We start from the raw sequence: 12,988 nt of genomic DNA, 5'->3' as shown, positions 1-12,988 counted from the left end.
TATCCTGCCCACCGCATATGACAGGACGAAGACACTTCGGTGACCGCTTGGTGACGCCCTCAAGCGCTCAGGATGCCGCTACGCAGCAGCCCCGGCGCTCGGTAAACAGGCTGTTGCCGGGAATCTTCTTGGCCTGGTGCTTGAGTTCCGAGAGCTGGGCGGCAATATCCAGCGCCTTGCAGGTGGCCGTGTCAATGACCGGCTTGACGGCGATGGACACACTGACGAAGGCAAAGAAATCAGCCTGGCCCTGGCGGTTTTCGATGGTGATGCCGCCGCGAGCACGGTCCTCCTCTGCGTAGAAGTCCGGCGCCATCAGCTCGAACGAACGCAGTATCTGCTGGCACACGTGCTCCCAGTGACCAAGGGGCAGCAGCATCATGAAGTCATCCCCGCCGACATGGCCGATAAAGCCCCCGGCGCTCTCCACCTGGGCCTGCAGCAGGCGCGACAGCGAAATGATCACGTGATCGCCGCGGGCGTAACCGTAGGCATCGTTGAATGCCTTGAAGTTGTCCAGGTCCACGTAGGCGGCGGCAAAGCCCTGGCGTTCGGCCAGGTACTGGGTCAGCGTCTCGTTGATCAGAATGTTGCCCGGAAGCCCGGTCAGCGGGTTGGCATGGCGGGCCTGGCGCACCTGAATCGCGGTGATCTCGCGCAGCAGGTCGACGATGCTGCCCATGCCCAGGTAGTCGCCGCTGCCGTCCACGATCACGAAATCTTCCTGCTCGATATCATGGCTGTCGGTGAGCTGCTGGCTGAGCAGCTCAAGCGGCATATCCGCATCGGCGACCAGCGGCCGGGAATCCGCCACGTCCAGCACCCGGCGCTTGGCGTACAGCGAATGGCTGTAGGGATTGGTGAACAGCGTCAGAAACGCGTTGCGGCGCACGACGGCTACCGGCTTGCCGTTATCCACCACCGCCACGCAGCGAAGCGCCGGGCGGTGGCGGAAACGCTCGGCCAGGGTGAGGACCGAGCAGTCGGGCGCAACCGCTTCCAGCGGGCGAAAGATCGAGCGCGCCGTACGCCCGGCGGGGCTTGTCAGCTGAGTAGTGGCGGCGGGCAGAAGCGTATGCAGTTGCAGCGGTGGCTCCGAACTCGGCCTGGCGAAGTAAAAGCCCTGCAGCAGGGCAAGCCCGCGGTCAAGCTCCCACAGGCAGAGATGCTCGGCGGCGGTTTCCACCCCTTCGGCGATCAACTGGCAGTCAAGGCTTCGCGCCACGTCCAGTATCGAGCGCAGAAACTCGCGCTTGGCTGGCTCCTGGTCAATGCCCGAGATGAAATGGCGGTCCAGCTTGACGAAATCCGGGCGCAGCTCCGACCAGTGGCGCAGGCTCGAGTGCCCGGCGCCCAGATCATCCAGCGCCACTTGAAAGCCCATGTCGCGGTAGTGAGCCACGGCCTGGCGCATCAGGTCATAGTTATGGATCGGCACGTGTTCGGTCAGTTCGATCACCACCCGCTCCGGCGGCAGGCCGCTTTCGCGGATAAAGCCAAGCGTGATGCCCTCCTTGAAATCGCGCTCGACGATGGTCAGCGGCATGACGTTGAGAAACAGAAGCCCCGGCAGCTCAAGCTCGGCAAAGCGGCGAATGGCCAGCCGCCGACACAACAGGTCAAGCTCCACCATCAATCCTGCCTGCATGGCCACATCAAAAAGGCGTAGCGGCGAGTGCAGCGGCGAGCCTTTCGGGCCGCGTACCAGCGCTTCATAGCCGTAAATGGCCTGCTGGCTGGCATCCACGATAGGTTGAAAGAGTACATGCAGATCTTCTGCGGCAATAATGCGGTTAAGCCAGTGCGCTTCTTGAGCGGTCATATGCCTGCTGCCTCATCCGGCGCCAGCCGTGCCGGTGCCGAAAACGTCGTGATGTTTGTTGGTAGAGACGGTGTACAACGCCGGATGACGCCTCACGGAATGCCTTGTTACTGATCTGTTTATTAAGGTTTTTCAGTGGGCGATACCGGCTGCAAGCGTGCGGCATCTTTATGACACTTTAATGACGCCCATGGCGGTTACTTCGCGGGGCTTGCCAGGTCTTCCGGCGGCGGGAAAAGTACGTCATCGCCGCTGACATCGAGCTGGCGAATATCCACCGGGCGACCCTGCTCATCCAGCGTGACCAAGCCGATACCGCTGGCGTTCCACAGCCGCTCTCCGGCGCTCGCCCGGCTGGGATCCCGCGGGTGAATGCTCAGCTTGCGTCGTTTGGTCAGCCAGTTGAGCGGCGACCAGGGCGCGTAGAGCCAGCGGTTGAGCCGATCAAAGGTGTTGAGAAGCTGTACCGGAAAGGTGTTCTTGATCCCGCTGGAAGTCACCTGCCACAGGTGCGGCGCCCGCTCCCGACGGCGCACGATGATGTCGTAGACAAACGAGTAGTGTACATCCCCCGATAGAATCACGTAGTTGCCGGGCGTCCTGGAGTGGCGCCATATCTGCAAAAGCACGTTGGCTGCGCCCCGGTGGGCCATCCAGTTTTCGGCGTCCACCACCAGCGGCTTGCCCAGCACGGTGAAAAGTTTCTGCACGCCCTCGATCAGCTTGACGCCAAACATCGGCGCCGGAGAGACGATCACCGCACTCTTGCAGCCCAGTAACGCCTGCTGCATCTCCATCAGCGCTTCCCAGTCCATCAGCCCTGAAGGCCGCCTGGGGCTTCGTTCGCTGCGCCAGCGCCGGGTGCGGGTATCCAGCACGATCAGCGCGGGCGTGCCGGGTACGTGAAACCCCCAGCCCTGAAAGCTCAGCAGCCGCTCGATCAACACATCCTGCGCCTCCAGCGGCAAATGCGTGGGCCCCGTGCTCAACAGCTCGGTGGCCTGGGCGACCAGCGGCGCAAGCTTGTCCGGCGCGTTGCCCCAACCCTGGCACAGCAAGTAGGCAATCAGAGCATTACCGATGATTCGCCTGGAAAACGGATGCCCGTAGGCGCAGCGCTCCCAGTCGGCCGTCAGGTTCCAGTCATCGGTAACGTCGTGATCATCGAAGATCATCAGGCAGGGGAGATGCGCCAGGAGCCTTGCACACTGGGGAAGCCCGGCCACGAAATCGTCTATTGCGCCCTGCTCCTGGCGGTAGGTGTCGGCATTCTCCCGGCTAAGCGCAGGCATCACCGGGGCAATGACCTGCCAGGGCGTGGGCGACCACACCAGACAGTACATGGCGAACATCTCGGCAAGCGTCATCAGGTGATTGGAGGCGTTCGCCGAGGTAAACACCGGTTTTCTGACGCCGCCGAAGAATCGCTCACGCAGGGCCACGTTGCTGGTCACGTCCGGCAGCAGCGCCTCGCGGTGATAGTAGCTCTGGGGCGAGATATACAGCGCCTGGCTGTCCTCCACCGTGGCGCCTTCGAGCCGTTCGTCGAACAGCCCGAGGCGCTCGATCAGGGCATGCACGGCGCGCAGCGTGGGGCCGGCCACGTCGTCCACATACACCTGGTCACCGGTCATCAACAGCCAGGCTGGCCACTCTTCGGGCGCCGCCTGATTGTCGGCCAACCAACCGTCGGCGCGTACCAGTCCATCGGCACTTGGGTGATGGGGCTTGCGGCACGAGCCGTGCATCAGCCGGTGATGGCGCGAGGCCAACACGAAGGCCGGAAAGCGCTCCCCCGAGTAACACAGCCAGGGCGCCCACTCAGACAATGGCTGCCATTCGCCCTTGAGGGTCTGCACCCGCAGGTCGTACTCGATGCGCTCATCGACGGGCAGCGCCTGGGGCAAATGCAGGTCAATCAGGTGAATGTATGCGTGCCGGCCAATGGGCAGGCACTGCTGATGGTCGTTGAGGCTGAAACGCTGCTCATCACCGGCTCCAGGGCGCAGCACCAGCGAAAGCGTCAGCGCACGCGTGCCCACCAGCCACATTACCAGACGGGTGGGGCTTATCCGGCGCAGCAGCGGGCCCACCAGCACATCGGGAAGCACCTCTCTCATGCTCGGCCTCCTCTGCTGCTTGTTGCCTCGCCGCGCACGATCACCGGCAGGTCGATGATGACGGCAAGTCCGCCCACCTCGGCGCGTTCGAGACGCATCTTGCCGCGGTACAGCGTGACCAGGTCCGCCACGATGGCCAGACCCAGGCCGCTTTGCGAGCGCTGCTCATCGAGCCGGTGGCCGCGGCCAATGGCGGCCTGGCACTCCTGCTCGCTCATGCCCGGGCCGTCATCGCTGACCGTCAGGCGCAGCGTGCGGTCCATCACCTGGGCCCGCAAGGTCACCTCGCACCGCGCCCAGCGCAGGGCGTTATCCAGCAGGTTGCCGACCAGTTCCTGGATATCCTGGGTGTCGACATGCACACGCGGCGAGCCTTCAAAGGCGGTGTCGAGGGTAATTTCGCGCCGCCGGGCCAGCCGGGCCAGGCCGTTCAGCAGCGGGGCCAGGGTGTCATGCAGGTCGATGGGGGCAAAGCGCACGCCCTCTCCGGCCGCCGACGCTCGCGCCAGATGGTGGCGAACGGCGTCGTCCACCCGAGAAAGCTCGACCTCCCAGGCGGCGCGGTTGGCCTCGGGCAACTGGCGCACCAGCAGGCGCATGACGCTGAGCGGCGTTTTCAGCGCATGGGCCAGATTGCCTGCAGTATGCCGGCCCCGCTCGATCAGCCGCTGGTCGCGCGCCAGCACGGCGTTCATGGAGGCGGCCAGTGTCGCAAGCTCCTCGGGCAGGTCGGTGTCGAGCTGTTCGGCGTCGCCTCGCTCCACTTCCTGCAGATTGGCCTTCATCCGCCGCAGCGGCGCCAGCCCCCAGCGCACCTGCAGGGCAAGCAGTGCCAGCAGCAGCGCCCCAAGGCTCAGCAGGCCCAGCCACATCAGGCGCTGAAACTCACCTATATCGCGCTTCAGCTCATCGTCCTGAACCGCCACGCTGACATGCAGGGGCGCTTCCAGCGGCGCCAGATAGATATCCCGCTCCATGACCCGCAGTGTCTGCCCGCGCGGTCCGGCGATGCTGCGCCCGCGGGCCTCTTCACTGTCGGTGACCGGCAGGCGCTGGTCCCACAGCGAGCGCGACGTGGTGGTATGGCCTCGCTGGTCGGTCACCTGCCAGTACCAGCCGGAAAATACCTGATCAAAACGCGGCTCCCCCAGCGCTCCCTGGTAGTCGAGCGTCTCGCTCATGGGATCGAACGCCACGCCGGCAATGATCACGTTAAGCGTGGCCTCCAGCCGCTCATCGAAGGCCTCGGTAGCAGCGGTGCGAAAGTGGTGTGCCAGCAGCAGTCCTGCCACCGGCAAGGCAATGCCGATCATCAGCACGACGGCCAGCAGCAGGCGCAGGCTGATCGAACGCGCCGCCCAGCGTTTCTGCCATACGGGCAAGGCGCTCACTGCCCGTCCGGCTCGTCGGCCAGCAGCCGGTAGCCCTGGCCCCTGAGCGTGGCAAACCGCCAGGCGCCCAGCTTGCGGCGCAGCCGGCTGATCTGTACATCGATCACGTTGGAGTCGGGTTCCTGGTCGCGGTCGTAAACGTGTTCGGCAAGCTCGCTGCGGCTTACCACGCGGGGGGCGGCGTGCATCAGATAGCCCAGCAGGCGGGTCTCCTGGGCGGTCAGGCCCACCGGCCTGCCGGCCAGCGTCACGTGCTGGGTATGGGTATCCAGGCTCAGCTCGCCTACCTTGAGTACCGGATGGGCGTGGCCGTGGCTGCGCCGTACCAGCGCACGCAGGCGAAACAGGACCTCGGCGGATTCGAACGGCTTGGTGACGTAGTCGTCGGCGCCGGCGGTAAAGCCTGCGGCCTTGTCGGCCCAGCGCTCGCGAGCGGTGAGAATCAGCACCGGCAGGTCGATGCCGTCATCGCGCCAGGAGGCGAGCCAGCGGGTGCCATCGCCGTCAGGCAGGCCCACATCCAGAATCAGCGTATCGTAGGTTTCGGTTCGAACCAGAAAATCGGCCTTCTGGCCACTTTCGGCATGCTCCACCAGCCAGTCACCGTCGCATAGCGCCTGGCTGAGTTCCCGCGCCAGTGCCTGGTCATCCTCTACCAGCAAACACTTCATTTTCATACGCCTCAGGGGCGGCGCATGTCGTCGATGCGCACGCCCTCGATTGACATTAACCGGCCGCTCTGGCCATCGAATTCAAACGCGACCACCTGGTTCTGCGGACCCAGCAGCTTGATTTCATACTCGATATAGCCGTTCTCGCGCTCTACCTCCACTTCCAGCACCTCGCCGATATAGTGAGCGTCCAGCCAGTCGAGAATGGTTTCAAGCGGCACCACGTCGCCGCGGCGCACGTCACCGTGCAGCGCTTCCCAGTGCTGATCACCCAGCGCACCTGCAGAAAACCCGGCGCCCAGAGAAGCGGCCAGCAAGAGCCCGGTACCGACAAGGCATCGGGACAGACAACGGCCGATACGGCCAAAAGCGGCAGGGAACTGCAGGGTGGCTTTCATGGTGTCAGCATGCCTAAGGCTACATGAACGTTAGATGAACGGCCCATTCAGTTTATGGCAAGACCCGGGTGCTATAACGGTCATGTCGCATTCGCTGAATGCTATTTCACGTTCGTCTTCAACCAGAGAAGGATTTTGCCATGAACGCCATGAAAAAAATGTTCGTCATCCCGACCTCCGCCCTGCTGTTCGCCGCGGCGGTAGGTAGCGCCCAGGCCGACTCACTACCCATCGACCGCATCGATGACGTTCTGGGGCATGCTGCCGCCTATGGCTTCACCCAGTATGAAGAGATCAGTATAGAAGATCGCGGCCGCGCCGAAGTGGAAGGCTGGCTGGATGACGAGTGGTACGCTGATGTGGAGTTCTCCATCGACAGCGGCGAGACGCTTCAGGAGCAGCGCGAGCGCCTGATTACCGGCGCCTGGGGCATGAGCGAGGACGATATTCGTCAAGCCCTGCAAGTCGCCCGGCAGGAAGGCATGACCGAGTTTGAAGATATCGACATCGACAAGAGCGGCATCATCGATATCGAAGGCCGCGACGAAAGCGGCCGCGAGCTTGAGATCAGCGTGCGCCAGGGCTCTGCGGACGTGACCCGGATCGACCGCGACTGATTATCTGCTCTATATCTCCTTTATCTGCTCTATATCCTCGCCCCCAGCGGGCTCCCTTCCGGGAGCCCGTCCTGGTTCAGCCGTGACTAGCGGCTATCCAGGCAATTGCCCCGCGCCATGATGGCATCGGCGATGCGCTCGATCCCCTGGCGATAGGCAGCCTGACGATAGGTAACGCCCTCTTCTTCAGCGCGGCTCAACACGCGCCCGGCTTCCGCCTCCAGCAAGGCCTCCAGGCGGCGATTCACCTCCTCTTCTTCCCAGGTTTCACCCGCCCGGTTCTGCAGCCACTCGAAGTAGCTGACCACCACGCCGCCGGTATTGGCCAGCACGTCCGGCAGCACCGGTACGTCCCGCTTGGCGAGGGCGTCGTCCGCCGCACTGGTGAGCGGGCCGTTGGCAATTTCCAGAATCGTGCTGGCCTGCACCTCGCCCACGTTCTCGTCGTGAATCTGGTTTTCAAGCGCGGCCAGGGCCAGCACATCGACCTCCAGGGCCAGCAGCTCGGCGCCGCTGATGTGCTTGCCCGCGTCGCTCTTGCTCAGCTTGCCGTGCTGGGCCTTGTCCTTGTGGGCGGTGGCAATGTCGATGCCGTCGGCGCGGTAGATCGCCCCGCTGGAGTCGGAAAGCGCCACTACCTTGTAGCCTCGCGCCTCGGCCAGGCGGGCGAAGTGATAGGCTGCGTTGCCAAATCCCTGTACCGCCACGGTGGTCTCCTCGGGCTTGCGCTCTTCGCGCGCGGCCCACAGGTCCAGCACTTTCAGTGCGCCCCGGCCGGTGGCCGCTACCCGCCCCGGCGAGCCGCCCAGCGCCAGCGGTTTGCCGGTTATCGCCGCCGGCGCATGGGCGCGCGCAATCTGCTCGTACTCATCGATCATCCAGCCCATGACGGTCGCATCGGTATTGACATCCGGCGCGGGAATATCGCGATCCGGGCCCATCACATCGGCAATGGCACGGATATAGCCGCGGGCCAGACGCTCGCGCTCCAGCGCCGAAAGCGCCTTGGCATCCACCTGCACGCCGCCCTTGCCACCGCCGTAGGGTAGATTCACCACGGCGCACTTGACCGCCATCCAGAAGCTCAGGGTGGTGACTTCGTGCTGGTTGACGTCCGGATGAAAGCGTACGCCGCCCTTGGCCGGACCCAGGCTGGTGTCGTACTGCACTCGCCAGGCGGGAAACGCCTTCAGGCTGCCGTCATCCATGCGGATCGGGACACTGACCTGAAGCGACAGGCTTGGCTGCATCAGGCGTGCCCGTGCATCCGGGTGGATATCCAGCGCGGTAAACACGTCCTCAAGCCGTGAGCGGGCATCCTCGAACAGCGCCGCGCCGACTTCCGGCGTCAGGGCCTGCGGGGCCGACCGCTGCGCCTGGGGGGTTTCTGACCGGGACGCTTCTGGCCGGGATTTTTCATGCTGCGCCTTGGCTTTTCTGGATTTGGACTTACCCATTCGACACACTCCTTTCCTTGGCTAGTGCGGGGGATCGCGTTAATGTCGATCAAGGAAAGCGTAGCAGCTTGGCGCGGATCCGGGCGGTGCGCTGCCCCCGTTAGCGCCCCAGGAGATCACCTTGCCCACTCCCCCACACGCCGAAGGTGTAAGTGCCGCACTTTATACGCTGCCCGAGCGCCCGGCGTCGGCGCTGCTGCGCGATATGGCCTGGCTGGCGCACGCCCCCGACCTGGTGGAACTTGCCCCGCCCATTCCCTGCGCGGGGCGGCCCACCCTGGTTGAACTGGGATTGGCAGAGCCCGTCCTCGAACAGTGGCTGCTGACGCTTTCCAAGGCGTCGCTTGCCGGCGCCCAGGACCCGCGGGCCACGCGGCTGGGGCATTATCACGAGCGGCTGTGGCATATCATGCTGGGCAATGCTCCCGGTACACGTCTGCTTGCCCGCAACGTGCGCATTGCCCACCGACGCAATACCCTGGGCGAGCTGGACATGCTCTACCGTACCCGCGCCAACCCGGCGCCGGTACACCTGGAAGTGGCGATCAAGTTCTATCTCGGTTTGCCGGAAGGCCCCGGCAAGGCTCACAGCCAGAGCCGCTGGATCGGCCCCGGCGGGCTCGATAGCCTGGCGCTGAAGGCGAGCCATCTGCATCGCCATCAGTTGCCGCTTTCCACCACGCCCCTGGCGCTTGCTGCCCTCGCCCACTGGCTGACGCCCCGCGATACCCAAGGGCCGCTTGACCGCCCGCTCATGCTGAGCCAGCGACTGGCCATGCCCGGCGTGCTGTTCTACCCCTGGCACGCGCCGCTGCCACCCCCCGAGGGCGCTACAGCAGCACATCGACGCGGCCGGTGGTGCTTTCTGCGCGACTGGCCCGCCCTGGCACAAAGCCAGGCTTCACCGTTCACCCTGGCATGGCTGCAAAAGCCCCACTGGCTGGCTCCACCCGGCCTGCAAGACTTTCACTCGCCCCGCCTGGTGATGCCCGCCATTCAGCAGCAGATTGAAAAGCGCGGGCCGCAGCAGGTCATGCTCTACCTGCCCGAGCAGCAGCACTTCGAGCGCGTATTCATCGTGCCGGATGACTGGCCTCGTCAGGTGCCCCTGCCGCCTGCTCAAAAGGGGTGAACAAAAAAACGCCGCTTATCTGAAACGATAAGCGGCGTGCTATTCGGCCGTTGCAAGATGGTGGATAACGCCAAGACGCTACAGGACGACCAGGTTATCGCGATGAATCAGCTCGTGGGCCTCGACATAGCCCAGAATCGCTTCGATCTGATGGCTGGGCTGGCCGGCCAGCAGGCGCGCTTCATCCACGCCATAGTTGGCCAGCCCCTTGGCCACCGGGGTGCCCTGTTCATCCACGCACACCACCATATCGCCGCGCTTGAACTCGCCCTTGACGCCACGCACGCCTACCGGCAGCAGGCTGGAGCCGCGCTCCCGCAGCACCTTGACCGCCCCGGCATCCACCACCAGCGTGCCGCGTACCTGAAGCTGGCCCGCCAGCCAGCGCTTGCGCGCGGCCATGGGCGCCTGCTCCGGGTGCAGCAGCGTGCCCAGCGCCTCGCCGGCCATGATGCGGTTGATGACCTCCGGCTGGCGGCCGCTGGCAATGACCGTCACCGCGCCGGAACGCGCCGCCAGCTTGGCCGCCCGCACCTTGGTGCTCATGCCGCCCCGCCCCAGTGCCCCGCCGCTGCCCGCCACCGCGGCCAGGCGCGGGTCATCGGCGCGCCCTTCGGTAATCATCCGGGCGTCGGGGTTGTGGCGCGGGTCGGCGTCGAACAGGCCTTCCTGGTCGGTGAGCAGCAAGAGCGCATCGGCTTCCAGCAGGTTGGCGACCAGGGCACCCAAGGTGTCGTTGTCGCCAAAGCGGATCTCGTCGGTGACCACGGTATCGTTTTCGTTGATCACCGGGACCACGCGCATCTCGACCAGGGTACGCAGGGCAGACAGCGCATTGAGGTAGCGTTTGCGGTTGGAAAGATCATCGTGGGTGAGCAGGACCTGAGCCGTCAGCATGGCGTGGCGGGCAAAATGCTGCTCATAGCACTGGGTCAAGCCATTCTGGCCGACCGCTGCGGCGGCCTGAAGCTCGTGCACCGCGCTCGGGCGGGCCTGCCAGCCCAGGCGCACCATGCCCGCTGCCACCGCGCCGGAGGAGACCAGCACCACTTCCACCCCCTGCTGATGCAGCTTGGCAACCTGATCGACCCAGCCGCCAATGGCGGCTTCGTCCAGGCCGCGGCCATCGTTGGTCAACAGCGCACTGCCGATCTTGACCACGATACGTCGGGCGCGGCTCAGGGCCGTGCGGCCCACCCCCAGCTCATGACTCTCCATCCGCTCCTACCTTTCAAGGCACGTTATTAAGCACGCTCATATTGCCACCGCTGGACAAGCGCGTGATCAGGGCGCGTATTCGACTTCCACGTCATAATCGTCGTCATCGAAGTCGTCATCATCGTCTTCGGTCTTTTTACGCCGACGCCCGAGACGCTCTTCGATACGCGCAACGGACTCCTCTTCCATGCGCCGGCGCATTTCCTGCTCGCGGGCCTGGGCCTCTTCGTCCTCGTTCTCAAGCCGGCGCTGTTCGGTCAGCCAGCGGTAGGCCGCCTGAACCAGCTTGTCGGTGCCTTCACTCGAGATCGCCGAGATGCGAAACACCGGGCCCTCCCAGTTGAGCGCTTCGATGATCGCCTCGGCGCGCGCTTCGCGCTCCTCTTCCGGCAGCAGGTCGAACTTGTTGAGCACCAGCCAGCGCGGGCGCTCGGAGAGCGCAGGCGAGAACTGGCCCAGCTCGTGCACGATTGCCTGGGCGGCTTCTACCGGGTCGGACTCATCAAAGGGCGCCACGTCGACCACGTGAAACAGCAGCCGCGTGCGGGTCAGGTGCTTGAGAAAGCGCAGTCCCAGCCCCGCGCCGTCCGAGGCGCCTTCAATCAGCCCCGGCACGTCGGCCATCACGAAGTGCTCGTGCATGCCCAGCTTCACGACACCCAGGTTGGGCACCAGCGTGGTGAACGGGTAGTTGGCCACCTTGGGCTTGGCCGCGGAGACCGAGCGGATCAGGGTGGATTTACCCGCATTGGGCATGCCCAAAAGGCCCACATCGGCCATCACCTTCATTTCCAGGCGCAGGTTGCGCCGGTCGCCTTCGGTACCCGGCGTGGTGCGCCGTGGCGCGCGGTTGGTGGAGGACTTGAAGTGGATATTGCCCAACCCACGGCGCCCCCCTTCCGCCACCAGTACGACCTGACCGGCTTCAGTCACGTCAGCAATGACTTCCAGCGTATCGACATCCACCACGGTGGTGCCGACCGGCACCTTGACGTGCAGGTCGGCGCCGGCCTTGCCGCTCATCTGACGGCCCATGCCGCCCTGGCCATTTTCCGCCTTGTAGAAACGCTGGAACTTGAAATCCACCAGCGTATTGAGCGCATCGTCACCGATCAGATAGACGCTGCCGCCGTGACCGCCATCACCCCCATCGGGGCCGCCCTTGGGGACATATTTCTCGCGGCGAAAGCTCAGACAGCCATTGCCGCCTTTTCCCGCCTCAACAATGATCGAGGCTTCATCGACGAACTGCATTGGATTCTCCCGGCCGCTTCCGCCGCCCTGATATGCAACACCCTGCCCGACGCGGGCAAACGGGTTCAAACAGACAAAAAAGCCCCGCCATAGCGGGGCTTTTCTTTCATCAACTACGTCCTGCGCAACTAGGTTGCTTAGGCAGAAACGATGCTGACGAATTTACGGTTTTTCGGACCTTTGGTCTCGAACTTCACGACGCCTTCGTTCAGAGCGAACAGCGTGTGGTCACGACCCAGGCCAACACCGGTGCCGGCGTGGAAGCGTGTGCCACGCTGACGAACGATGATGCTGCCAGCGCTTGCTGCCTGGCCACCGAACAGTTTCACACCCAGGCGTTTGGATTCGGAATCGCGACCGTTACGCGTGGAGCCTGCTGCCTTTTTATGTGCCATTGCAAAAACCTCCTCTGAGGGAATTCAACCGCTTAAGCGGAAATTCCGGTAATCTTGACTTCAGTGAACCACTGACGGTGGCCCTGACGCTTCATGTGGTGCTTACGACGACGGAACTTGATGATCGTCACCTTGTCACCGCGGCCGTGAGACACGACCTCTGCGGAAACCTTGGCACCGCTGATCAGCGGCGCACCAATGTTGAAGTCGTCGCCATCTGCTACCAGCAGCACTTCGTCAAACTCGATCGTTTCGCCGGTGGCGACTTCGATTTTCTCGAGCTTGAGCGTTTGACCTTCTTGAACGCGGTACTGTTTGCCACCGCTTTTGATAACTGCGTACATGTCGCTCTCCGGACTTGTCGTTAATGCCGCTTCGGCAGCGCTCATCGCCTTACGCTCTTGTCGACCTGCTGCGAGTGGCGCCCCTTTTGGCAGCCATCTGACAGGGAGCATGATGAGTGGGTCGCGGATTATAACGACATTCACCCTCTACCACAAGATCTATCACAAG

Annotated in this window: 12 protein-coding genes; 2 read left to right on the top strand and 10 right to left on the bottom strand. The window is 64.0% G+C overall.

Annotation, left to right across the window (positions count from 1 at the left end):
- Positions 1–67 precede the first annotated feature (67 nt).
- The 5 genes from HW452_RS14615 to HW452_RS14595 form a co-directional block, all read right to left on the bottom strand.
- Positions 68–1,822 (bottom strand): bifunctional diguanylate cyclase/phosphodiesterase, encoded by a 1,755-nt coding sequence (locus HW452_RS14615; protein ID WP_224106833.1) that lies wholly within the window; start codon positions 1,820–1,822, stop codon positions 68–70.
- 197 nt (positions 1,823–2,019) lie between these two features.
- Positions 2,020–3,942, bottom strand: a complete 1,923-nt coding sequence (locus HW452_RS14610; protein ID WP_224106832.1) for an alkaline phosphatase D family protein — start codon at positions 3,940–3,942, stop codon at positions 2,020–2,022.
- Positions 3,939–5,255: a sensor histidine kinase gene (locus HW452_RS14605; protein WP_224106899.1), complete on the bottom strand. Its 1,317-nt coding sequence runs from the start codon at positions 5,253–5,255 to the stop codon at positions 3,939–3,941. Before HW452_RS14605 ends, HW452_RS14610 begins: the two co-directional genes overlap by 4 nt.
- A gap of 74 nt (positions 5,256–5,329) precedes the next feature.
- Entirely contained in the window at positions 5,330–6,004 is a 675-nt protein-coding gene (locus HW452_RS14600) for a winged helix-turn-helix domain-containing protein (protein WP_224106831.1), read from the bottom strand.
- 11 nt (positions 6,005–6,015) lie between these two features.
- Complete coding sequence (locus HW452_RS14595) at positions 6,016–6,402, bottom strand: PepSY domain-containing protein (RefSeq protein WP_224106830.1); 387 nt, start codon at positions 6,400–6,402, stop codon at positions 6,016–6,018.
- Positions 6,403–6,542: 140 nt separating this feature from the next.
- Between HW452_RS14595 and HW452_RS14590 the strand changes: the two genes are divergently transcribed.
- Entirely contained in the window at positions 6,543–7,019 is a 477-nt protein-coding gene (locus HW452_RS14590) for a PepSY domain-containing protein (RefSeq protein ID WP_224106829.1), read from the top strand.
- An 86-nt stretch (positions 7,020–7,105) separates the two neighbouring features.
- On the opposite strand, the gene HW452_RS14585 is transcribed toward HW452_RS14590, so the two are convergent.
- On the bottom strand, positions 7,106–8,476 hold the full coding sequence (locus tag HW452_RS14585) for a Glu/Leu/Phe/Val family dehydrogenase (RefSeq protein ID WP_224106828.1): 1,371 nt from the start codon (positions 8,474–8,476) through the stop codon (positions 7,106–7,108).
- 121 nt (positions 8,477–8,597) lie between these two features.
- Here HW452_RS14585 and HW452_RS14580 point away from each other — a divergent pair, with 121 nt between their 5' ends.
- Entirely contained in the window at positions 8,598–9,608 is a 1,011-nt protein-coding gene (locus HW452_RS14580) for a DUF1853 family protein (protein ID WP_425348114.1), read from the top strand.
- Positions 9,609–9,686: 78 nt separating this feature from the next.
- Here the strand turns inward: HW452_RS14580 and proB are convergent, their stop codons facing one another.
- From proB to rplU, 4 genes are all read right to left on the bottom strand, one after another.
- Positions 9,687–10,826: a glutamate 5-kinase gene (proB, locus tag HW452_RS14575; RefSeq protein ID WP_224106827.1), complete on the bottom strand. Its 1,140-nt coding sequence runs from the start codon at positions 10,824–10,826 to the stop codon at positions 9,687–9,689.
- Positions 10,827–10,892: 66 nt separating this feature from the next.
- A complete protein-coding gene (obgE, locus tag HW452_RS14570; protein WP_224106826.1) occupies positions 10,893–12,080 on the bottom strand; it encodes a GTPase ObgE in 1,188 nt (395 codons plus the stop codon).
- 137 nt (positions 12,081–12,217) lie between these two features.
- Positions 12,218–12,475, bottom strand: coding sequence for a 50S ribosomal protein L27 (gene rpmA / locus HW452_RS14565; RefSeq protein WP_224106825.1), 258 nt, complete (start codon positions 12,473–12,475; stop codon positions 12,218–12,220).
- Positions 12,476–12,507: 32 nt separating this feature from the next.
- The gene (rplU, locus tag HW452_RS14560) at positions 12,508–12,819 is read right to left on the bottom strand and encodes a 50S ribosomal protein L21 (RefSeq protein WP_224106824.1); all 312 of its coding nucleotides are present in this window, start codon (positions 12,817–12,819) and stop codon (positions 12,508–12,510) included.
- Positions 12,820–12,988 lie beyond the last annotated feature (169 nt).

Origin of the sequence: Vreelandella aquamarina, from assembly GCF_020075495.1 — a bacterium.
Classification (GTDB): Bacteria; Pseudomonadota; Gammaproteobacteria; order Pseudomonadales; family Halomonadaceae; genus Vreelandella; species Vreelandella aquamarina_A.
This window is presented reverse-complemented; position numbering and strand designations above follow the sequence as displayed.